Origin of the sequence: Photobacterium nomapromontoriensis, assembly GCF_050336815.1 — a bacterium.
GTDB lineage: Bacteria > Pseudomonadota > Gammaproteobacteria > Enterobacterales > Vibrionaceae > Photobacterium > Photobacterium nomapromontoriensis.
On record NZ_JAKJSL010000046.1, the window covers coordinates 30,603 to 50,867 of the forward strand.

Below are 20,265 nucleotides of genomic sequence, written 5' to 3' on the forward strand. Positions count from 1 at the left end.
AACCCAGCCTTGGGGCTTTTTTTCGTCGGTACCCAAGGAAAACATTTGGCCAATAATTTATTAATATTGGTATAAAAAAGTTACTGATGTTTATTTTAAATAAAAAAAGCAGCGAGTGATTCGCTGCTTTTTATTGTTTAATTATTTCGGCTTATTTAGCCAACAATATTCGCGACATTTTTAACAAGCTCTGCTAGCTCATCCCAGCGCTCTTCGTCAACGAGGTTACCTGGGACCATCCAGGTGCCGCCACAGGCAAATACAGAGTTAAGCGCAAGGTAATCGTTCACATTGGCTGGACTTACACCGCCTGTTGGCATGAAGCTAACAGGGTAAACGGCAGACAGTGCTTTTAGCATATCCACGCCGCCTGAAGGTTCTGCTGGGAAAAACTTCAGCGTATTCAGGCCCATTTCCATTGCTTGTTCGACAAGGCTTGGGTTGTTGACGCCAGGAACAATTGGCATATCACGCTGTTGGCAATATTTAACTGTTGTTGGGTTAAAGCCAGGGCTAACAACGAAATCCACGCCGGCATCAATGGCTTCATCCACTTGTTTTGTAGTAAGTACCGTTCCTGCACCAATTAGCATGTCAGGGAAGGCTTCACGCATATTGCGAATAGCTTGCGCAGCAGCTTCTGTACGGAATGTGACTTCCGCGCACGGCAGGCCATTTTCAGATAGTACTTGTGCTAGTTTTGCTGCTTTGTTGGCATCTTTAATAGCAATCACAGGGATTACTTTCATTGCACTCATGCGTGATTTTAACGTGTTCATTGTGTCAGTCCTCGATAAATAAACGTATTCAGTTAGCAGCCAGTCTGGCATTTAATTTGGCATTGAAGCGAGGGGAATAATGGCCCCCTGATGCTGGATAACCGTACTTGCCAGTGTGTGTGCATTGTAGGCCGCTTGTTCAGGGCTACCACCGGTCAGACGTTTCGCCAGATAGCCGGCACTGAAGGAATCACCTGCGGCTGTGGTATCAACAACATGGCTAACAAGTGTTGCAGGTACGGTTAATTGTTCTTGGGCGGTAATGATGAGGCAGGCATCAGCACCGCGTTTGATCACTATCTCACTAACCCCTAAGGTTTGTGTGCGAGCAATACAGGTTTCAACGGTGTGATCGCCATACAGCATGAGCTCATCATCAAACGTGAGCAGTGCAATATCGGTGAGCGAGAGAATGCGCTGATAGCTGGTGCGGGTTTCTTCTTGATTGCTCCACAGGCGTGGGCGGTAGTTGTTATCAAAAACAATCTGGCATCCTGATGCTTTGGCGATCTCAAGCGCCGCAAACAGCTTTTCACGCGCATGGTGCGGCAAAATAGCAAGGCTGATACCACTGAGGTAAATCATATCAAACTGGCTCAGGGTCTGAGCAAAACTGTCCAGCTCTAGCTCATCCAGCCAATAGCGAGCTGCCGAATCATTGCGCCAGTAATGGAAGGTTCTCTCTCCGCTATCATCGGTTTCAATCAGGTACAAGCCCGGGTTTTTGTCTTTAGAGAGAAAAACAAACTGGGTATTAATGTGTTCTTGTTGCCAAGCCGCCAGCATGTCTTGGCTAAAGCTATCAACACCTAAGCCTGTGATATATGCGGTTTCGATCTCATGGCTGTGCGTTAATCGAGAAAGGTAGAGTGCTGTATTGAGTGTGTCGCCACCAAAGCTTTGTTTGATGTGTGCTCCTTGGCGTTGCAATTCAACCATACACTCGCCAATGACCGCGATACGTTTTGAAGCCATAAAAAAACCCTCATAAAAGTCTATGAGGGCATTTTCATAAATAGGAACAACTAAGTCAACAAAAATGAAATAGCGTTTCTATTTGTGTGGGTAATGATGAAATCCTAATCGTTCAGAAACTGTGCGACTGGCATTTTGAAGTAAGTCAACATAGTAAGATTTACGTTTTTCATCAAAGCGTATTGTGGGCAGAGAGATTGATAGCCCTGCGATCACATTACCAAAACGGTCAAAAACAGGGGCTGCTAAACAGCGTAAGCCGGGTTCTTGCTCTTCGTTATCTTCAGCGTAAGCGTTTATTTTAACGTCTTTCAGCTCACTCAGTAATTGCTCAATATTTTCTAGCGTTTTATCAGTGTGTTTGATGAATTCAACGTCATTAAGCGCTTCACGGACAAAGTCTTCATCACGGTAAGCCAGCAGAACTTTACCGATAGCCGTGCTGTAGAGTGGGTTACGGCGGCCAATCCGAGATTGCATACGCAGGTTATAGCCGGAATCTATTTTATGAATATAGATAATGGCATTTTCATCCAACGCCCCTAAATGCAAGGCTTCATTGGTTTGTTGCGATATTTTCTGCATCTCTTTATCACAGAGATCAATCAGGTCAACATGTTCCAGTGATGCCGCTCCTAGCTCAAACAGTTTTAATGTGAGCGCGTACTTATCAGCCTCGCCTTCTTGTGAAACATATCCCAGCGTCTTCATGGTTTGGAGAAAGCGGTAAACCGTACTTTTGGACATCATTAGTCGCTGAGATAACTCAGTAATGCCAATTTCTTTTTGTTCACCTAGCGCTTGGAGTATGCCAAACACTTTCATTACGGAAGAGACGGCTTCGGGCTGTTTTGAGGACTCCATCAGGATGTACCTTCTGTTTGTTTACATAATGGGGATCAGTATACGGTCTTACTTTTTCTGTGCCTATTTTTCTGAAAGGCTTTTTCAAAAAATTTGAATCAGCTCGTAAGCGAAAGTGCTTTGTGAGATTAATCAAAATTAATAATTTAAAATGAAACGGCTTTTCAAAAAACTTGATATGTTTTTTTGAGATGGTATAGTCAGTCGCATTAACGGGGTAGACAACACTATTTGGGTTTATGCGGTTTAGCTTAAGCCTGACATTGAGGAAATATCATGATTCTTAATTCATTTAATCTTGAAGGCAAAGTAGCCATCGTAACAGGCTGTGATACTGGTTTGGGTCAGGGCATGGCACTGGGTTTGGCACAGGCTGGCTGTGATATTGTTGGGGTTAACATTGTTGAGCCAACTGAAACTATCGAGAAAATTGCAGCAACGGGTCGTCAGTTTTTAGATATTCGCGCTAACCTGATGAAAACAGATGATATCAACAGCATTGTTGATCAAGCCGTATCGCGTTTTGGTAAGATCGATATTCTTGTAAACAATGCAGGTATTATTCGCCGTAACGATGCGATCGATTTTTCTGAGCAGGATTGGGATGACGTGATGAATCTCAATATTAAATCTGTATTCTTTATGTCTCAGGCTGTGGCTAAGCAATTCATGTCTCAAGGCAATGGCGGTAAGATCATTAACATCGCATCAATGCTTTCCTATCAAGGCGGGATCCGCGTGCCTTCTTACACTGCATCGAAAAGTGGCGTAATGGGTGTTACCCGTCTGATGGCTAACGAGTGGGCGAAGCATAATATTAATGTTAATGCGATTGCACCGGGTTACATGGCGACAAACAACACCGCGCAACTACGTGCTGATGAGGAGCGTAACGCTGCTATTCTTGAGCGTATTCCTGCAGACCGTTGGGGTGATCCTGCTGACTTGGCTGGTCCTTGTGTGTTCTTGGCTTCTGATGCCGCTGCGTATATCAATGGTTACACCATTGCAGTTGACGGCGGCTGGCTAGCTCGCTAATTGTTGAAATAAAAAAGCGGCTGTACGTAGTGTACAGCCGCTTTTTTGCGTTTATGGTTATGGTGTTGTTGGAATGATATCGCTGGGTGGGTAACCGAAGGGGATGATAGAGAAAATGATGGATATTTCTTTCGCTCAAGGGTTAGGGTTGGTGAGTTTCGTACTGGGAATTTCAACCTTCTACCAGAAAAACGATAGAAGATTGAAGCTGATGATGGTGGTGTTTAACCTGAATCATATGGTGCATTATTTACTGTTAGGTGCAGTGACATCTGCCGTTAGTGCCATGTTATCGGCTTGTCGTTCTGGCTTATCGATCAAATATAAATCTAAGCGATTAGCGTACTGTTTTATTGCCTGCAATATTGTTATTGGGTTGAATATAGCTGAACAGCTGGTAGACCTATTACCGATCATTGGAACGTCGATTGGTACTTATGCGATGTTCTGCCTGAATGGTATCAAAATGCGGTTGGCTTTTTTAGTTGGGGCAACAGTCTGGTTAATTAATAATATCGTGGTGGGATCATGGGGCGGGATATTACTTGAATCGACATTGCTAACCGTCAATATCATTACTATATACCGTTTGTCTCGTTCGCCGCTGGTTATTCAAACTCCTCATTAGATTAGCGTTATCCATTATTAATGTTAAAAGTACAGTGTTAAAAAAAGCTGCCATTGGCAGCTTTTTTATCAATGTGTGGTTCTATTAGGCTTCTAATACTGATGCGACAAATGCTTTGATTTCATCATCTTGGCAGTTATCAAAGAAGCACTGTTGGAAACGCTCGCCGCTGACGGCTGTTTTGATTAGCTCTGGGTCAATGGCTTTTAGCGTATCAAGATAGTTTTCTTTCACTACTGCAGCTTTTACTGCGTTTAGAATACCCGCGTTACGTTGTTGAGGTTCTGCACGCTCAAGCGGGTAGCCCTGGCCGCGTTCGCCAGTCGTAAATGCTTTTTCGAAAATATAACGAACATTCAGCTCTGCACCCCAACCATAACCTTTTGCAAACGCAAGAGATAGCGCATTGCCATTGTTGATTTGGTTGAATAGGAATGCATCAGATGGATCTAAACAGTAACCACAAACCACACCAGGATGAATGTTCAGAGACATCATTGCACCTTGGCCGGTACCACAACCTGTCACGACAAAATCAACCGCTTTTGAATTGATAAGAATGCTAGCCATGATGCCTAGGTGAATATAAGTCAGATGATGATCATTTTCATCATTCATGCCCACATTGTAGACAGGGTAGTTTAGCTCAGAAACGACAGAATTTAGCTCATTAAGAATGACAGCATTCTTGTTGGCCTGACTATTTTCCATCATAAGTGCGATTTTCATAGAAACTTCTCTCCTTCGTTAATGACGCCAGTATAGTGAAGAGATTTCAAAATGAAAAGGCTTTTCAAAAAAATAAAAATGTCGATTCTTTAATGATGCAAAAGCGTGTTGATTAGAGGTTTGGTAACAATTAATTATCAATCGTCGTGCTTTGTATGTGCTTCATGCTGCCGGAATACAATAGATGACAACAATATTATTGTGGATTCCATAGAATGCCCGATTTGAAAAAATTGAATGTAATAATCAAGATGCACGGTATAGGGCACAGATATGAAGTTTCGCTTAAATAGTCTCGGATTCACCTTTGTGGTGGCATTGTATTTCACCGTTTTTCAAAATCTTGCACTTTGGCAACATCTCATTGAGCTTTTTGGTCATCAACACACCTTAAACTGGGGCTTTATACGCACGATCCCTGTGTTTATATTGATGCTGATGAATGTTGTCTTTACCCTTTTTGTTTGGCCTAGATTCTACAAGTTCATTATTCCTTTTTTTGTATTTGCTTCAACCGGGGTAACGTTCGGCATGTACCAATATGGCGTAGTGTTTGACTACGGCATGATGGTCAATATGGTTGAAACCGATACCCATGAAGCGACCAGCTATTTATCGATGGCATTGGTGCTTTGGTTCTTTTTTCTGGCTGTCGTTCCATTATTGCTGATGACCAGAATAGAGGTTGTGTTTAATCCCTCAAAACGTCGATTACTGGCCGGGAAAGGCGTCAGCATTCTGGTATCGCTATTGGTGGTTGTGGGTATCGCCTCATTATATTACAAAGATTATGCCTCCCTGCTGCGTAACAATAGTGAAATTAAGTCGATGATTAACCCGACTAACTATGTCAGTGCGGGTTACCGAGTGATGAAGAACCGATTGTATGAGGCGAATTTACCTTTTACTCGTATCGGTACGGATGCGATTGATACCAATGCTGCACCGCTTGCTGCCGGTAAGAGCAAGCCGAATGTGCTGGTGCTGGTGGTCGGTGAAACAGCACGGGCGCAAGATTATGCTCTAGATGGTTATCCGCGCAATACTAACCCTTACCTTTCAGCCGAAAAGGTACTGAGTTTCCAGAATGTCTCTTCGTGTGGCACGGCAACCGCCGTATCAGTGCCTTGCATGTTTTCGAACATGACCCGCGATAACTACAGTGCCTCGAAGGCGCGTCGTCAAGAAGGGCTGCTTGATGTACTTACCCATGCGGGTATTAATGTGGTGTGGCTAGACAATAACAGCGGCAGTAAAGGGGCTTCTGATCGTGTCACGACAATAAGCACACAGGGCGGTAAGGATAAAACCTTGTGTCCTGATGGCATGTGCTACGATGAAGTCTTGATTGGCGAATTAAAGCAGCAATTGGCGCAAGCTAAGGGAGATACGGTGATTGTTCTTCATCTTATGGGAAGCCACGGTCCAACCTATTACCAGCGCTATCCTAAAGCCTTTGAAGTCTTCAAGCCTGTATGCGCGACCAGTGAAATCCAGAACTGCTCATCAGAATCGTTAGTGAATACTTACGATAACACCTTACTTTATACTGATTATGTATTGAGTCAGGTTGTTGATGTGTTAAAACAGCAGAATGATGATAATACATCAATGCTGTATATGTCAGATCACGGTGAATCATTGGGAGAGAATGGGATTTATCTGCATGGTATGCCTTATGCCATAGCTCCTGTGCAACAAACACACATTCCGATGATCAGCTGGTTTTCGCCTGCGTTCGAGCAACATCAACAGCTGAACATGGATTGTATGGCGCAACTGGCACAAAATGGCGAATTGTCACATGATAATTTGTTCCATTCGGTGCTGGGGATGATGGATGTCAGCACGGTTGAATATAATCAACAACTTGATATGCTTGCCCAGTGTCGTCAACCATCTACGGAATTGAATACACAGCAGACTACGTTAGTACGTTAATTGGCGACGTTTTGAATCTAATACCTGCTTGGATAAGCAAGCGGGTATCACATGCAAAGAGAGTGACATGAAACCCGGAGCAACAGGTATACAACGCATCATCGATGCAACGCGTTATTCGATCAAAGGCTTGAAAGCAGCATGGATCAATGAGGCGGCATTTCGTCAGGAAACGGTATTGTTGGTGATTGCGACAATCATAACGTTTTTTTTACCCGTGACGAAGTATGAACAACTGGCGATGGTCGGCAGTATCATTTTGGTGATGATCGTTGAGTTATTGAATTCAGCGGTTGAGGCGGTTGTTGATCGTATTGGTTCGGAACACCATGAATTATCTGGTCGAGCGAAAGATATTGGTTCGGCAGCGGTGATGGTAACAATGATCCTAACCGGCTTGACCTGGGCGGTTATCTTGCTGGGTTAATCTGCGGTACGATGGAATTGTAAGCCACGACAGTGTTATTCATTGTCGTGGCTTTTTTTTATTAGCTTCGAGAAATCGTCCAGTGTGCGTCACAGTCTTTACAGACGACCTCAGCATCGCTAATGCTTTTTGTGACGACATGAGTATTGTCTGATTGGCATTCAGGGCACTGCGTCCGTGTTGGCGGGCAGTTGATATCAACACAATGATTTTCGTTATCTTTGGTTTTAACCATTGCTTGCTTGCAATCTGGGCACAACATTCTAACACTCCTTATAAAGCCACTGACCCCTTGTCAGCGGTGCTCTTACTATTTCCTCTACTACTGGCAAGAATTCTGCCCAAACATCAGGGAAATAAATCACAGGCTTTGTAATATCATTGTTATTAATCCATGACTATATCAATGGCGAGATTGTTATCTATTTGTTGATGTGGATCATGAATACTCAAAGACAGTTAATAATCCTGCAGAATATAGAGTAAGCCGCTTGTATTGCTTATCAGTCTCCGTTGGTGATACTTTTTGGAGACATTAGCGTGACCTGTCTTTGGCGAGATCGGGCTCACCACTGCGCCGTAAAATAGTGGCTCTGGCATGGTCTCGCAGTGCTATTGCCGCGTCCCAACCAGTACCTACAGGGGGGATGGCAGGATCAATATAGACACTGATCTCACCACGTCGAGGGAACAGAGAACGGTTACGCAGGATAGATCGAGTGCCATGCAGGGTGATAGGGATCACCGGAAGGTTATTTTGGCTGGCAATCTGGAATGCGCCAAGATGGAAGTCGTGTATGCCTGCCATGCGGTATAACGTTCCTTCCGGAAATAGGGTTAGTGGCTGTTTACTTATTGCATGGGCTACCAGCTGCTGGCTATCATCAAGGCTTTTTTCAGTATCGAAACGTTCAACAAAATGACTACCAATTTTGGAGAGAAAAATACGGCTAAACCATTGCTGCTTTAATTCTGCTTTGGCTACAAATTGGTGGTCTATACCCGTGGCGGCAGCCAATACCAGACCATCTAAATAGCTAGCATGGTTAGCAACAATAATGCAGGATTCCCCATTTTGAGGGAGGTTATGTTTGCCTTCAATGGTAAAACGGATCCCCGTCAACCATATTAACGCCTTTGCGCCAGCCCGGGTGACCGCCCAGCAAGCGTGTTTACTGGGTAGCAGTGCGACTAAGCACCAGACTGGGATGGTCAGTGTGATCATTGCCAGCCACATATAGCTGGCCCACAAGAAATCGATAGCGAGTCGCAGCAAGCGGTTAGCTGTTGGTTTTAGACCTGCAAGAGTCAGTCTCAGGGTTTGTATCCAGACCGCTCGCTGTGGTGTGTTAAGGCGATGCTCTTCATATAAGGTTCGGCAGGCAGATCGGCGAATTTTACCGCTGGATGTTTTGGGTACAGTATGGGGCGGACAGATCACCACATCGTCGGCAGGCACGCCAAGCAGATTCACCGACAAGGTTTGGATTTGGCTTTTGAGTTGTTGCTGTTCCGTCTCAAGGGTGATTTTTGATTCGGCGAGTACGATGAATTGTTCAGTGCCTGATAGAGGATTGTCACACGCAAAGGCTGCAACACAGCCTTTGCGGATCCCGCTGATCTGGCTAATTGCCGATTCCAGCTCTTGGGGATAGATATTCCTTCCAGCTTTGATAATGATGTCTTTAATGCGTCCGGTCAGAAAAAGTTCACCATCTATGGTCAGGCCGCGATCGCCGGTTTTGAGCCAGTCATCGTGGAATAGCGCCGTGGTTTTTTCTGGTTCGTGATAGTAACCTTGGGTGGCGGAAGGGCCTTTGAATTCGAGTTCGCCTTCTTGCCGTTCTGGCAATTCTTGGCCTAATCCATCAACAATCCGGATTTGGTGATCGGTCAAAGCATGCCCGAGCCCGATCAGTGGCATAACCACGTTATTATCATCAGTATTCCCAGTTGCTTCAGTGCTGATGGCTCGTCCACTACGCATCATGGTGTGGCGGTCGACATATTCGATACGAGGCGGTCGAATCTGGGTAGGAAACGTCAGTCCAACCGAGGACTCCGCCAAACCGTACACGGGCGACATCGTTTCGGGACGAAAGCCATAAGGCCCAAAGCGCTCGGTAAATTTGGCAATGGTAAGCGGGCTGATAGGTTCGGCACCATTCCATGATAGCCGCCAGCTGCTAAGATCGAGTCCTTCCAGTTCACTGTCTTTAATTTTGTTGACGCAAAGATCATAGGCAAAATTAGGGGCGGGGGAGAGTGTCCCTTTATGGTGGTGAATGGCCCACAACCAGCGTTGAGGTTTAGACAGAAATACCAGCGGTGACATGATTACTAAAGGCATCGAATGGTACAGACTGCCCAGCCAGGCACCGATCAACCCCATATCGTGGTAAACCGGAAGCCAGCTAACAAAAACGTCATCAGCACTGGCGTTGACGGCTTTGCCCATCGCTCGGATGTTCGCAAGCAGGTTGGCATGGGTTAATGTCACCCCTTTGGGAATTCCGGTACTGCCAGAGGTATATTGCAAAAAAGCGATGTCATCGGCTTGTGCCTGACCTACGTCGAATGCGGTTGTGGTCGACTGTAGCTCGGGTACGGTTGTGATACCTTGAATGGTGTCGACCTGAAGCCGTAATAACCGTGATAATGGCTTGGCTTCGTTAACCGTGACCATCAGTTTAGCCCCCGCATTTTGCAGGATTTTGGCATGGCGCATGAGGTGATCTTCAATCTGGGAAGGGCGTGCTGGCGGATAGATAGGTACCGGAATAGCTCGCGCATAGAGAATGCCAAAAAAGCAGTAAAAGTAGTCATTACTGGTAGGCAGCATGATTGCCACAGTATCGCCCGGCTCAATACCCGTGCGGATCAAGCCCTGTGCGACGGCGTTGGCACGCTCGCGTAAGGTGCGGTAGCTGATTGTTTCGATGTCCGTCGCGTTTTGATACACATAGAGGTGAGGCCTGTCCGGGTGCTGAGTGGCATGCCAGTCAAGCAGGGCTTGCAGGGTGGTCACATGATCGGGATGGTGACTGACACGCTCGAGTTGTATTTTTCCTATCGAGTGTTTAACACTTTGCGGTGCTTGCTGAGCCTGAAAAATTTCATTGAGTAGATCGCGCGGGGTTTCACTTTGGCCCAGCGCATGATCCGCGAGGGTAATACCAAATTGTTGCTCGGTACGCTGAAATAATTCCGCCCTTGTCAGGCTGTCAAATCCTAAATCTTGCTCAAGTTGCGTATCGAGTTCGATAGGGGAGTTAAATGGTTCTCCATGATTAAGCTCTTGATAGAGGGTGTCAATTAATGCGAGTAAACGGTGGGCTGCCGCTTCGGGATCTGAAGTCGCGCTGGTGTGGGATGCGTCATGGCTGTCTGGCATTGTCTTTGACCTATTATTATTCTCCGTTTGTGCCCTAAAGTGTAGCTAACGTCATTAAAACAGGGGATAAGCCCTACCAGACTCTAACTGGAAGGGCTGTGTTGAGGGAGAATAGCACCAGTAGCTATGCTTATTTTGTATTCACCTCTTCGCCTATAAACCCACCAGTCTGATGATCCCACAATTGCGCGTAAATGCCGTTCTGTGCCAATAATTGCTGGTGTGAGCCTTGCTCCACAATCTGGCCTTTATCCAGCACGATAAGGCGATCCATCGCGGCGATGGTTGATAGGCGGTGGGCAATAGCGATGACGGTTTTGCCTTGCATCAATTGGTATAAGCTTTCCTGAATGGCGGCTTCGACTTCAGAATCCAATGCTGAAGTGGCTTCATCTAGGATCAGGATAGGCGCGTCTTTCAGCAGCACTCGCGAGATAGCCACACGCTGGCGTTGACCACCAGAGAGTTTCACCCCGCGTTCACCGACTTGGGCATCATAGCCGGTGTTACCGTGAGGGTCGTTCAAGGTTTCGATAAATTCGTGGGCATGGGCTTGCTTGGTCGCGGTCAGCATCTCCTCTTCGGTTGCGTCTGGGCGACCATAAAGGATGTTTTCACGGATCGAACGGTGCAGCAGCGAGGTATCCTGTGTCACCATGCCGATTTGCCCGCGTAGCGAGTCTTGTGTGATATCTGAAATGGTTTGCCCATCAATTTTAATTGCGCCTGACTCCACATCATGGAATCGCATCAATAAGTTCACCAGTGTTGATTTGCCCGCACCTGAACGGCCAACCAGCCCCACTTTTTCACCGGGTTTGATGTTGAGGTTAAGCTGGTCAATTACCCCTTTACTTTCACCGTAGTGGAAGCTGACATTATCAAACTCAATCCCCCCCTGATTAACGGTGAGATCCGGCGCATTGGGTTTATCTTCAATCGCGATAGGCTTGGACAGGGTTTTCATGCCGTCGACGACAGTACCGATATTTTCAAACAGGCTGCCGACTTCCCACATAATCCATTTTGACATGCCATTGATCCGCAATGCTAGACTGACTGCAATGGTAATGGCACCAATGCTAATGGCTGAATCGGTCCACAGCCAGATAGACATCCCGGCAATAATGAAGACCAGTAGGTAGTTGATGGCTTCAACCGAAATATTGAAGCCTGTTACCAAACGCATTTGGCGATATACCGTCTGGATGAAGCTGTCCATTCCTTGCTCGGCATATTCGGTTTCACGGTTGGTGTGGGAAAACAGCTTTACCGTAGAGATATTGGTATAGCTGTCTACAATGCGGCCTGTCATCATCGAACGCGCATCAGCCTGTTCAGTGGCAACATGTTTGAGTTTTGGTACGTAATAAAACTGGATAGCGATGTAGGCTGCTAGCCATAACAGCATAGGCAACATCAGACGTGGATCGGCCTGACCGATGATCACCACCATGGAGGTAAAATAGACCGTGATATACACCAGTACATCCAGCAGTTTCATGACTGCTTCACGTACCGACAGGGCTGTTTGCATCACTTTAGTGGCGATCCGTCCGGCAAATTCATCTTGATAGAACGAGACACTTTGGCGCAGCAAATAACGGTGTGCCAGCCAGCGAATAGACATCGGATAGTTGCCGAGCAGGGTCTGATGGATGATCAGAGAGTGTAGGGTGATCAAAATGGGGACGACAACGACGATCAGTAAGCCAATGGCAATAATTTTACTGCCCTCATCCGCCCAGAACGTTTCAGGGTTATGGGCTGAAAGCCAGTCAACGAGTTGACCCATAAAGCCAAACAGGGAGACTTCGACAATCGCAATCAATCCACTCAGGATAGACATGGCAATAAGAGGCCGTCCAAATCCGCGGGTATAGTATCGACAGAAGGCGAATAAACCGTTTGGCGGCTGTTCGGGTTCATGAGGCGGAAAGGCCTGGGTCAGCTTTTCAAAACGTTTGTACATAAGTTGAAGGTTCCCGTTCTGCTTGGGTATAGAAAACGCTGCGTTAGTTTACCCCTAGTCGAGACGGAAGTAAGGTGCATTATGGTTTCTTTTGGCCTATACCTCAGTAGCAAAGCATGATTAACTGCATAAGGTATATGGATCAAAATCAAAGGAATCAGAATGAACAATGCGCAGCCGCTGGTCGTTAATTTTCACCCTCTTGTCGAACAGGGCTTTACCTTAGCGGAATGCCCGCGTTGGGACTGGCGGAATACGTCGTGGTGCTGGGTCGATATCGCACAGGGTGAGCTGTGGCGACTGGATAGTGAGCAGCAACTAACGGTACGTCGTTGGGATGACATGCTCGGTTGTTTTGCTATGTATCAGCAGGCTGGTTATGTATTGGCGACGAAAACCGGTGTTTACTTGTTAGATAGCTGGGATGCAGAGCGACAATTAATCTCGCCACTGCACAAAACACACCCGCGGATGCGTTTTAATGATGGGCGTGCTGCACCGGGTGGGCGGTTTATTGCCGGTACCCGTAATGGTGCGAAAGAAGGCGATCAAGGACAGTTTTTTCAACTGAGCCAAGGTGGGCAATTACAGCCGATGCCAATGTATGCGTGGACCTGTAATGGGCTGGCATTCTCACCGTGTGGCAACTATTTGTATTGGGCTGATACCGGATCCAGTGTGATTTACCGTGCAGATTATGATCCTGCTACTGGTCAGTATGGTGAAAGCCAGCCGTTTTGCGATCTTACCGATTATCACGGCAGACCTGATGGTGCCTGTGTTGACAGTGAAGGTGGTTATTGGGTTGCGATGTACAGTGGCCAATCGGTCGTTCGTATTGATCCGAACGGTAATGTTAGCCACATTATTCCGGTGCCATTAGAGAATCCTACCATGGTGGCACTGGGGGGGATCGCGGGTAATCAGCTGGTGGTCACGAGTGCAGAAGGGGAGAGCGAACCGGGTTCAGTATTGACCGCGGTTGTTGATTGGCAAGGAATGAATGAGCCGTTGGTGACTGTGTTGTAATCAGCCACCAATATGGCGCCATAGGATAAATAGGATAAATGGCTATTCTGCAACGAGGCAGTTGCGGCCGTCAGCTTTGGCTTTATAGAGACAAATATCAGCGCGTTTGAGGAGTTCGTGGATGCTGGAATGGGCATTCACGATACCGATACTGACGGTGAATTTGATGATATTGCTGAGAATACTCAGTTCAGTATTGGCAATATCTTTGATCATCGCATCCAGACGCTGAATGAATATTTGAGATGAATTACCATACAAGATACAGAATTCTTCACCACCATAGCGTGCCACTAAAGCATCAGGGAAATAGTTCTGTAGAGTATTCGCGAGTTCAATGAGTACCATGTCACCAATATGATGACCGTAGCTATCATTGAGTTGCTTAAAGTTATCGATATCAAGTAAGGCAAGGCAACGAGGCCCGCTCTGCTGCTTGGCCATTGCATGCTCAAAGAAATAGCGCCGGTTCCAGACTTGGGTGAGGTAATCTTTGTTGGCCAGTTGGTAGAGGTTCCGTTCTGAATCAAGAATATTCAGAGTGCTATGCAGACGGCAGTATAATTCTTCTTGATTGAAGGGTTTCTTTAAAAAATCATTGGCGCCCGCCTTGAGAAAACGCGCGGTGAGTGCGTTTTCATCACTGGCCGATAGGCCGATAATTGCTAGCTGTCCGGGCTGGAAGCGTTTTCTCAATTCCTTGGTTAAGCTAACACCATCACGTTCTGGCATGGCATAGTCAGTGATCACCAGTGAAATATCGGTTTTTTTCGTTATGATTTCAAGTGCTTGTTCGCCATTGTTGGCTTCAACAACGGTCAGATACTGGCGTTCCAACAGGCTACGCACATATTTTCGGGCTGTTATGGAATCATCAACAACCAGTGCTTTGTGACCCTTATTACGCTCCAGGCGTTTTAGAATAGGGATCATGTTAGCAATGCAGGTTGGACTGTCTTTAGGTATGTAATCGATAACGGTTTTGGCTAGCACCCGTTCACGGGTCATTTCATCCATCAATGCGGTGAGTACAATAACTTTGATATCAACGGAGAGGCAGACATCAATAATTTCACCATCCTGACCGTCGGGGAGGCAGTAATCGAGCACTGCGCAGAGAAAGTCAGTACTGGTATCCAGAATCTTCTCTGCTTCGGCAATAGTGTGGGCGAGTATCGGGGTGTAACCAGCGCGCCTTAATTCGCTTTCAATAACACGTCGAAAGGGGCGGCTATCTTCTACGACCAGTATTTTATGTTCCATTACCACGATACCTGTTGGAGGCTATTATTATATACCCAAGCTACCTCAAGATGCAGGATTCAGAGCGAGCTCAGCACGCTCAATTCAAGGAAAATACGCGCGGGAATAGTTATTCCTTTTCAAGCGTATTTGACACTGAAGTGGGCGTGCTGACTCACTCCCAAAGGGCGAGTTGTCATGGCTTCTATTCTGTGTTGCAGATTTTTAACGTAGAACCACTATGTCTACAAATCTCCGCCTTGATTAGAAGCCAAGACATTCTCGCTGAAACGGACATCTTGAGGTAGCTTGGGTATACCTATCAATATTTGGCGTATTATGGTCTATTTCACATTTGGATACAATTGACACATTGACCATGCAAAACAAAAAATATTTTAGATTTAGGTTGCAATATTAATGGCTTGTATGTCTAAGTTGTCTCTAGATACAGGATGCAGAGTGATCCTCTCACATTAAATTCAAGGCTAATTCTCCTGAGCATGGTAAGTGCTTTTCAAGCCTGTAGTGTTGAATGGAGTATTAGTATTATTGATGGGGACAATGAAAGCTAACGGTTTGAATCATAATGATGTTGTCATTACACTCTCTCATAGGATGGGAGTAGCCTATGACTGATCACGATCCAATACTAATTATTAATGAGTTGTTTTCCGGGTTTGAATCACTACCGTTATTGCGGCTTACGACAGACCTTATGCCGGGTGAACACTTGGTGATTTCCGGGCCTTCAGGGTGTGGTAAATCCAGCTTATTACAGGTTCTTGCTGGGCTACGTCCTGCTCAGCATGGACACTTTTACTGGCAGGACCAACCCATTTCAGAGCATAACCTGAGCTGGTGGCGTCAGCAGTTTTGTTATTTACCGCAACAGCCAGTCATGGGGGCAGAGACGATTGCTGCGATGCTATTACTGCCCTGGCAACTTAACGCCTCGCCATTACCTCAGCCAGATAACGCCAGATGTGTCGCGGTATTAGTGGCGTTAGGTTTACAGCATCCGCTTGATAAAGCGGTCAATATGCTATCTGGTGGAGAAAAACAACGTCTGGCAATCGCACGAGCACTGTTGATGGAGCGGCCATTATGGTTGTTGGATGAACCCACCTCGGCATTGGATCCCGCCAGTCGAGATAGGGTGATGGCATTATTGGCGCTGCAGCAACAGACAATGATCTCGGTCTCTCATGATCCGGTGTGGGTTGCGGCTGCGCATTGTCAGTATGTGATGGGAGAGGTGCATGGATAGTGCATTAACGATCAGTCACTGGGCGTTAGCTGGATTTTATTCCTTATTGCTGCTTCCGCTCATACTGTTTCAGCGCTGGCAGCTTGGCTTGGGTCAAACCATGATTGCTGCTGTATTACGGATGACCTTGCAGCTAGCGGTTGTTGGTTTGTATTTGCAGACCTTGTTTGCCTTTCAGAACCCATGGCTGAATTCAGTGTGGTTATCACTAATGGTTATCGTGGCGGGTTTCACCATTTGTCGTCGGGCGGGCGTGTCGATTAAGCGTGTGATACCGGCAGTCTTAGTCGGGCATATTGTAGCGTTACTGGCGGTATTACCGCCGTTACTGGCTGGTGTTATCCACGTTGAACCGTGGTGGCAGGCGCAGTATTTGATCCCGGTAGCGGGTATGTTGCTAGGGAATTGCCTGGCGGCCAATGTGCTGGCGCTAGAGCGTTGGTACAGTAGCCTAAAAGAGCGGCAGGATGAATATCAGTTTTATCTCGCGCTCGGGGCTCCTAAACCTGAATTGCCGTTTATCCGCACTGCGGTGAGGGCGGCGCTGGCCCCGCAACTGGCGTCTATGACGACATTGGGTATTGTGAGTTTACCGGGTATGATGACGGGGCAGATTTTGGGTGGGACGGCGCCGTTGCTGGCAGTGAAATATCAGTTGGTGATCATGGTCGCTATTTTTATTTCAGCTACGCTATCTGTGACAACGTCGCTTTATGTCGCGAGTCGCTATGCGTTTAATCGCTATGGTCAGCTTGTACTGTAGCGGGAAGAAGCCAAGATCAATAATGGGCAGGGCAAATAGGATCGGGAGTGGTGTGTTCTTGATTATGCAATCGTTACGATTGCCAGATAAAAAAACAGCTGGCAATGCCAGCTGTTTTTGAAAGCACAGAATTAATCTGCAATTTCTGCGTTGTGGTAAACGTTTTGCACGTCATCACAATCGTTAAGTGCGTCAAGGAACTTCTCGAACATGGCCACATCATCGCCAGCAAGCTCTGTCATGGTTTGTGGTACGAAAGAAATTTCTTCAACATCTAGGGTAACGTCAGGCATTGCTGCTGATAGCGAGTTTTTCACCTTGAAAAATTCAGTATGAGGAGCAAAAACAGTGATAACACCATCTTCACACTCAACGTCAGTCACATCAATGTCATCCATCATCAGGATTTCTAGTACAGCATCTTCGTCATCACCAGCAAACTGGAATACAGCTTGGTGCTCAAACATGTGTGCTGATGTACCTGGAGAGCCAATTTTAGCACCATTTTTCACGAAGCACTGACGTACGTCCATGAAAGTACGGTTGTTGTTGTCAGTTAGACAGTCAACGATCACCATACAGTTACCAGGGCCGAAACCTTCATAGCGAGCAGTTGCGAAATCTTCACCGCCGCCACCTTTAGCCTTGTCGATCGCTTTGTCGATAACGTGGCTAGGCACCTGATCTTTTTTCGCTTTTTCGATCATGCGCTTCAGCGAAAGGTTAGTGTCAGGGTCAATACCACCGTTTTTCGCAATAACGTAAATTTCTTTACCGTATTTTGAGTAAACTTTGATTTTTGCGCCCTGTGTTTTAGCCATCGAGGCTTTACGGACTTCGAAACTGCGTCCCATAGGAATCACTCTCTTTTTGATATTTGGGATTTCTGTTGGAGGCGGATTTTACCAGTAAGCTATGCGTTATGGCTAGGGGTAAAATGCGTCTTCTCGGGGTGTGATAGGTGTGATAGATCAATTTCTGATGTGAATTTTGTAGCTAGCCTTGCAGTCGTTGAGCGTTGCGATTATATATTCATCATATAAATGGATGATTTCCGAGTTTTCTTGGCGTCATGGTTAGGTTTAGAGAAAAGTAAAAATGAAGATTGTTGCAGTTACAGCCTGTCCAACAGGTATCGCTCACACGTATATGGCGGCGGTTGAGTTAAAAAAAGCCGCTCAGCAGCTTGGTATACAAATTTTGGTCGAAACACAGGGAGCAATGGGTATTGAACATCCACTCAGTGTGCAGGACATTGGCCGTGCAGATGTCGTACTTATCGCTTCAGACATTGAAATTGAGCACCGTGCACGTTTTACTGGTAGTAAGATTCACTGTGTAACTATCGAAGATGTGCTGACTGATCCGGTTAGCGTCTTGAACCGCTGTAAAACATTATGATCGAAAGGCGTATCACCTTTACATTGGGGCGAGATGGTTTGCCTGCTTGGGGCCTAAACCGGCTGAAGCAGCTGGCAGGGTATTTTCGCTCCGTGGTGGTGATGAGCAATATTTCGCGTTTGAAAATGGCCAATGTCGAGCAACCTATGCGGGTTATGAGTTTAGGCTCATTACCCGGCGATCTCTGCCAAATTTTGATTGAAGGTGTCGATGCCGAGCTTGCCTGCATGGTGCTGACCGATTGTGCCGCGGAGCACGGTGATATAGAGAGTGGCGGGTATCGACGTAAGCATGCCATATCACGGCATATGCCAAGTGCCATGCTGCCTTTTGCCTGTCAGATACATTCATTGCAACTGGATACCCGTGAAACCATTGGTGATAAAGACTGGGTGCTGGAGCAAATTTGCCAGCAAGTCGCGGGATCCGTATCAACAGCTGCTTCCTGTCAGACATTGCTACAATCTATGCAACATCGTGAAGCTGTTTCTTCAACAGCAATGGGGAACGGCATTGCTTTGCCCCATATTATGAGTGCCGAGGTGAATACACCTCAGATTGTGATTGCCTCATTACTACATCCTATCGAGTGGGGCACTAAGCGTGGGCGCGTTTCGCGAGTTATTGGGTTGACGCTCCCTCTACCACCACAGCGCCCGCATTTGATTGCGTTCTCGTCATTTTCGCAAGCATTGCTAGAGCCAGACTACTGTCAAGTACTGACAGACAATTATCAGTTAGATGTGCTTGAAAGCATCGTGCTTCATACCTTAGCTGCACCTTTTCGACATACCGGGCCATAAAGGGTCTGGCTGGAAAGTAAGGCCCACAGTTCGTCGTTAATGGCGTTACTGCTGGGCTCGATACTCTGATGGTGTCATCCCGGTTTTGGTTTTAAATACCCGGTAGAAATAATTTACATCCACAAAGCCACAGCGCGTCGCAACTTCGTTGAGTCTGAATGTGTATTTTTTAAGCATAAATTTAGCGCGTTCGATACGCACCCAAGTAATGTAATCAGCCATCCGCATATGGCCTTGCTGGCGAAATAGTCTCGACAGGTGGTTTGGGGTGATATTGAAGCGCCGAGCAATTGAATCTCGCGTGATGGGGCGGTGGAAGTTCTCCTGAATATAAATACAGATCCCCTGGTAAAGATCCTCACTGCGTTTTTTCTTGGTGCTGTCCGGCATCGTAAGCATCTGCTGACAATAGCTCAAGAGCGCCTGCAGTAAATGTTCATCCATCGGCTTTTGGATGGGCTCTTTGGCCAGTGCGTTCAGAGCCGCCAGAATATGATCAATGGCGTGGCCTGTCCGGGTTTGAATACTGTGCTTTTGTACATCAAAAAAACCGACTTGCCCCTTTCCTTTACTGACAAGGCTAAACCCCAGCTGCCGACGGCCAAACAATAAGCTCAGTACCGAGCATTCGGTATCCCAGTTGGGTTTGTTCCAGCTGTTAGGGGGAATGTATAGCGCATCGCCTGCCATGATAGTCACTTCTGTAATGCCGTGATCCGGGTCTTCCAGTTCATTGATGTATTCACCACTGATCACCATTTCTAGGCGAGGGAAGTTCACTTGGTAACTAAACGCTGGTGGCGTGACATGATCGCTGGCAAACCAGATACGATTAAAGTGTTCACGTTCAGACAGTATGTTTTCCAGAAGGTGATGAAACACTTGGTCCATAGATGCAATTCCCAAACAGAGAGAACAATAAAAGAGAGGCCTCATTATCAATGGCTGGCCGATGAACTGCCATGATTGTGCTTGGTGGCACGCAAATAGCGTGAACCAGATCACTTAAA

19 protein-coding genes are annotated in these 20,265 nt (G+C 46.4%); 9 read left to right on the forward strand and 10 right to left on the reverse strand.

The window, feature by feature from the left end:
* Positions 1-155 precede the first annotated feature (155 nt).
* The 3 genes from L4D12_RS19345 to kdgR form a co-directional block, all read right to left on the reverse strand.
* Entirely contained in the window at positions 156-779 is a 624-nt protein-coding gene (locus L4D12_RS19345) for a bifunctional 4-hydroxy-2-oxoglutarate aldolase/2-dehydro-3-deoxy-phosphogluconate aldolase (RefSeq protein WP_428449478.1), read from the reverse strand.
* Between the two features lie 51 nt (positions 780-830).
* Complete coding sequence (gene kdgK / locus L4D12_RS19350; protein WP_428449479.1) at positions 831-1,754, reverse strand: 2-dehydro-3-deoxygluconokinase; 924 nt, start codon at positions 1,752-1,754, stop codon at positions 831-833.
* Positions 1,755-1,832: 78 nt separating this feature from the next.
* Positions 1,833-2,618: a DNA-binding transcriptional regulator KdgR gene (gene kdgR, locus L4D12_RS19355; protein ID WP_428449480.1), complete on the reverse strand. Its 786-nt coding sequence runs from the start codon at positions 2,616-2,618 to the stop codon at positions 1,833-1,835.
* A gap of 276 nt (positions 2,619-2,894) precedes the next feature.
* On the opposite strand from kdgR, the gene kduD reads away from it, so the two are divergent.
* Together kduD and L4D12_RS19365 are read left to right on the forward strand one after the other, a co-directional pair.
* Positions 2,895-3,656 (forward strand): 2-dehydro-3-deoxy-D-gluconate 5-dehydrogenase KduD, encoded by a 762-nt coding sequence (gene kduD / locus L4D12_RS19360; RefSeq protein WP_428449481.1) that lies wholly within the window; start codon positions 2,895-2,897, stop codon positions 3,654-3,656.
* 115 nt (positions 3,657-3,771) lie between these two features.
* The gene (locus tag L4D12_RS19365; protein WP_428449482.1) at positions 3,772-4,284 is read left to right on the forward strand and encodes a YgjV family protein; all 513 of its coding nucleotides are present in this window, start codon (positions 3,772-3,774) and stop codon (positions 4,282-4,284) included.
* A gap of 84 nt (positions 4,285-4,368) precedes the next feature.
* Here the strand turns inward: L4D12_RS19365 and L4D12_RS19370 are convergent, their stop codons facing one another.
* Positions 4,369-5,013 carry an RpiB/LacA/LacB family sugar-phosphate isomerase gene (locus tag L4D12_RS19370; RefSeq protein ID WP_428449483.1) on the reverse strand — a complete coding sequence of 215 codons (645 nt, stop codon included), beginning with the start codon at positions 5,011-5,013 and terminating at the stop codon, positions 4,369-4,371.
* Between the two features lie 273 nt (positions 5,014-5,286).
* Between L4D12_RS19370 and L4D12_RS19375 the strand changes: the two genes are divergently transcribed.
* Both L4D12_RS19375 and L4D12_RS19380 read left to right on the forward strand, forming a co-directional pair.
* Positions 5,287-6,954, forward strand: coding sequence for a phosphoethanolamine transferase (locus tag L4D12_RS19375; RefSeq protein ID WP_428449484.1), 1,668 nt, complete (start codon positions 5,287-5,289; stop codon positions 6,952-6,954).
* Between the two features lie 67 nt (positions 6,955-7,021).
* On the forward strand, positions 7,022-7,381 hold the full coding sequence (locus L4D12_RS19380; protein ID WP_428449485.1) for a diacylglycerol kinase: 360 nt from the start codon (positions 7,022-7,024) through the stop codon (positions 7,379-7,381).
* A gap of 61 nt (positions 7,382-7,442) precedes the next feature.
* Here the strand turns inward: L4D12_RS19380 and L4D12_RS19385 are convergent, their stop codons facing one another.
* The 3 genes from L4D12_RS19385 to L4D12_RS19395 form a co-directional block, all read right to left on the reverse strand.
* Positions 7,443-7,643, reverse strand: coding sequence for a hypothetical protein (locus tag L4D12_RS19385; RefSeq protein ID WP_428449486.1), 201 nt, complete (start codon positions 7,641-7,643; stop codon positions 7,443-7,445).
* Between the two features lie 273 nt (positions 7,644-7,916).
* Positions 7,917-10,775, reverse strand: a complete 2,859-nt coding sequence (locus tag L4D12_RS19390) for an AMP-binding protein (RefSeq protein WP_428449487.1) — start codon at positions 10,773-10,775, stop codon at positions 7,917-7,919.
* 130 nt (positions 10,776-10,905) lie between these two features.
* The gene (locus tag L4D12_RS19395; RefSeq protein WP_428449488.1) at positions 10,906-12,747 is read right to left on the reverse strand and encodes an ABC transporter ATP-binding protein; all 1,842 of its coding nucleotides are present in this window, start codon (positions 12,745-12,747) and stop codon (positions 10,906-10,908) included.
* Positions 12,748-12,909: 162 nt separating this feature from the next.
* On the opposite strand from L4D12_RS19395, the gene L4D12_RS19400 reads away from it, so the two are divergent.
* Positions 12,910-13,776, forward strand: coding sequence for an SMP-30/gluconolactonase/LRE family protein (locus tag L4D12_RS19400; protein WP_428449489.1), 867 nt, complete (start codon positions 12,910-12,912; stop codon positions 13,774-13,776).
* Positions 13,777-13,818: 42 nt separating this feature from the next.
* On the opposite strand, the gene L4D12_RS19405 is transcribed toward L4D12_RS19400, so the two are convergent.
* Positions 13,819-15,039: a response regulator gene (locus L4D12_RS19405; protein ID WP_428449490.1), complete on the reverse strand. Its 1,221-nt coding sequence runs from the start codon at positions 15,037-15,039 to the stop codon at positions 13,819-13,821.
* A gap of 610 nt (positions 15,040-15,649) precedes the next feature.
* On the opposite strand from L4D12_RS19405, the gene L4D12_RS19410 reads away from it, so the two are divergent.
* Positions 15,650-16,288 carry an ABC transporter ATP-binding protein gene (locus L4D12_RS19410; RefSeq protein ID WP_428449491.1) on the forward strand — a complete coding sequence of 213 codons (639 nt, stop codon included), beginning with the start codon at positions 15,650-15,652 and terminating at the stop codon, positions 16,286-16,288.
* Positions 16,281-17,051 carry an ABC transporter permease gene (locus L4D12_RS19415; protein ID WP_428449492.1) on the forward strand — a complete coding sequence of 257 codons (771 nt, stop codon included), beginning with the start codon at positions 16,281-16,283 and terminating at the stop codon, positions 17,049-17,051. Before L4D12_RS19410 ends, L4D12_RS19415 begins: the two co-directional genes overlap by 8 nt.
* A gap of 131 nt (positions 17,052-17,182) precedes the next feature.
* Here the strand turns inward: L4D12_RS19415 and L4D12_RS19420 are convergent, their stop codons facing one another.
* Entirely contained in the window at positions 17,183-17,905 is a 723-nt protein-coding gene (locus L4D12_RS19420) for a YebC/PmpR family DNA-binding transcriptional regulator (protein ID WP_428449493.1), read from the reverse strand.
* 244 nt (positions 17,906-18,149) lie between these two features.
* Between L4D12_RS19420 and L4D12_RS19425 the strand changes: the two genes are divergently transcribed.
* The gene (locus L4D12_RS19425) at positions 18,150-18,452 is read left to right on the forward strand and encodes a PTS fructose transporter subunit IIB (RefSeq protein WP_428449494.1); all 303 of its coding nucleotides are present in this window, start codon (positions 18,150-18,152) and stop codon (positions 18,450-18,452) included.
* Positions 18,449-19,255, forward strand: coding sequence for a PTS sugar transporter subunit IIA (locus L4D12_RS19430; RefSeq protein ID WP_428449495.1), 807 nt, complete (start codon positions 18,449-18,451; stop codon positions 19,253-19,255). Before L4D12_RS19425 ends, L4D12_RS19430 begins: the two co-directional genes overlap by 4 nt.
* A 45-nt stretch (positions 19,256-19,300) precedes the next feature.
* Here L4D12_RS19430 and L4D12_RS19435 read toward each other — a convergent pair whose 3' ends face one another.
* Complete coding sequence (locus L4D12_RS19435) at positions 19,301-20,146, reverse strand: AraC family transcriptional regulator (RefSeq protein ID WP_428449496.1); 846 nt, start codon at positions 20,144-20,146, stop codon at positions 19,301-19,303.
* Positions 20,147-20,265 lie beyond the last annotated feature (119 nt).

What these genes read in the sequence shown, in the direction of transcription:
- L4D12_RS19345 (WP_428449478.1), bottom strand. Translation starts at nt 779, where the DNA reads ATGAACACGTTAAAATCACGCATGAGTGCAATGAAAGTAATCCCTGTG.
- kdgK (WP_428449479.1), bottom strand. Translation starts at nt 1,754, where the DNA reads ATGGCTTCAAAACGTATCGCGGTCATTGGCGAGTGTATGGTTGAATTG.
- kdgR (WP_428449480.1), bottom strand. Translation starts at nt 2,618, where the DNA reads ATGGAGTCCTCAAAACAGCCCGAAGCCGTCTCTTCCGTAATGAAAGTG.
- kduD (WP_428449481.1), top strand. Translation starts at nt 2,895, where the DNA reads ATGATTCTTAATTCATTTAATCTTGAAGGCAAAGTAGCCATCGTAACA.
- L4D12_RS19365 (WP_428449482.1), top strand. Translation starts at nt 3,772, where the DNA reads ATGATGGATATTTCTTTCGCTCAAGGGTTAGGGTTGGTGAGTTTCGTA.
- L4D12_RS19370 (WP_428449483.1), bottom strand. Translation starts at nt 5,013, where the DNA reads ATGAAAATCGCACTTATGATGGAAAATAGTCAGGCCAACAAGAATGCT.
- L4D12_RS19375 (WP_428449484.1), top strand. Translation starts at nt 5,287, where the DNA reads ATGAAGTTTCGCTTAAATAGTCTCGGATTCACCTTTGTGGTGGCATTG.
- L4D12_RS19380 (WP_428449485.1), top strand. Translation starts at nt 7,022, where the DNA reads ATGAAACCCGGAGCAACAGGTATACAACGCATCATCGATGCAACGCGT.
- L4D12_RS19385 (WP_428449486.1), bottom strand. Translation starts at nt 7,643, where the DNA reads ATGTTGTGCCCAGATTGCAAGCAAGCAATGGTTAAAACCAAAGATAAC.
- L4D12_RS19390 (WP_428449487.1), bottom strand. Translation starts at nt 10,775, where the DNA reads ATGCCAGACAGCCATGACGCATCCCACACCAGCGCGACTTCAGATCCC.
- L4D12_RS19395 (WP_428449488.1), bottom strand. Translation starts at nt 12,747, where the DNA reads ATGTACAAACGTTTTGAAAAGCTGACCCAGGCCTTTCCGCCTCATGAA.
- L4D12_RS19400 (WP_428449489.1), top strand. Translation starts at nt 12,910, where the DNA reads ATGAACAATGCGCAGCCGCTGGTCGTTAATTTTCACCCTCTTGTCGAA.
- L4D12_RS19405 (WP_428449490.1), bottom strand. Translation starts at nt 15,039, where the DNA reads ATGGAACATAAAATACTGGTCGTAGAAGATAGCCGCCCCTTTCGACGT.
- L4D12_RS19410 (WP_428449491.1), top strand. Translation starts at nt 15,650, where the DNA reads ATGACTGATCACGATCCAATACTAATTATTAATGAGTTGTTTTCCGGG.
- L4D12_RS19415 (WP_428449492.1), top strand. Translation starts at nt 16,281, where the DNA reads ATGGATAGTGCATTAACGATCAGTCACTGGGCGTTAGCTGGATTTTAT.
- L4D12_RS19420 (WP_428449493.1), bottom strand. Translation starts at nt 17,905, where the DNA reads ATGGGACGCAGTTTCGAAGTCCGTAAAGCCTCGATGGCTAAAACACAG.
- L4D12_RS19425 (WP_428449494.1), top strand. Translation starts at nt 18,150, where the DNA reads ATGAAGATTGTTGCAGTTACAGCCTGTCCAACAGGTATCGCTCACACG.
- L4D12_RS19430 (WP_428449495.1), top strand. Translation starts at nt 18,449, where the DNA reads ATGATCGAAAGGCGTATCACCTTTACATTGGGGCGAGATGGTTTGCCT.
- L4D12_RS19435 (WP_428449496.1), bottom strand. Translation starts at nt 20,146, where the DNA reads ATGGACCAAGTGTTTCATCACCTTCTGGAAAACATACTGTCTGAACGT.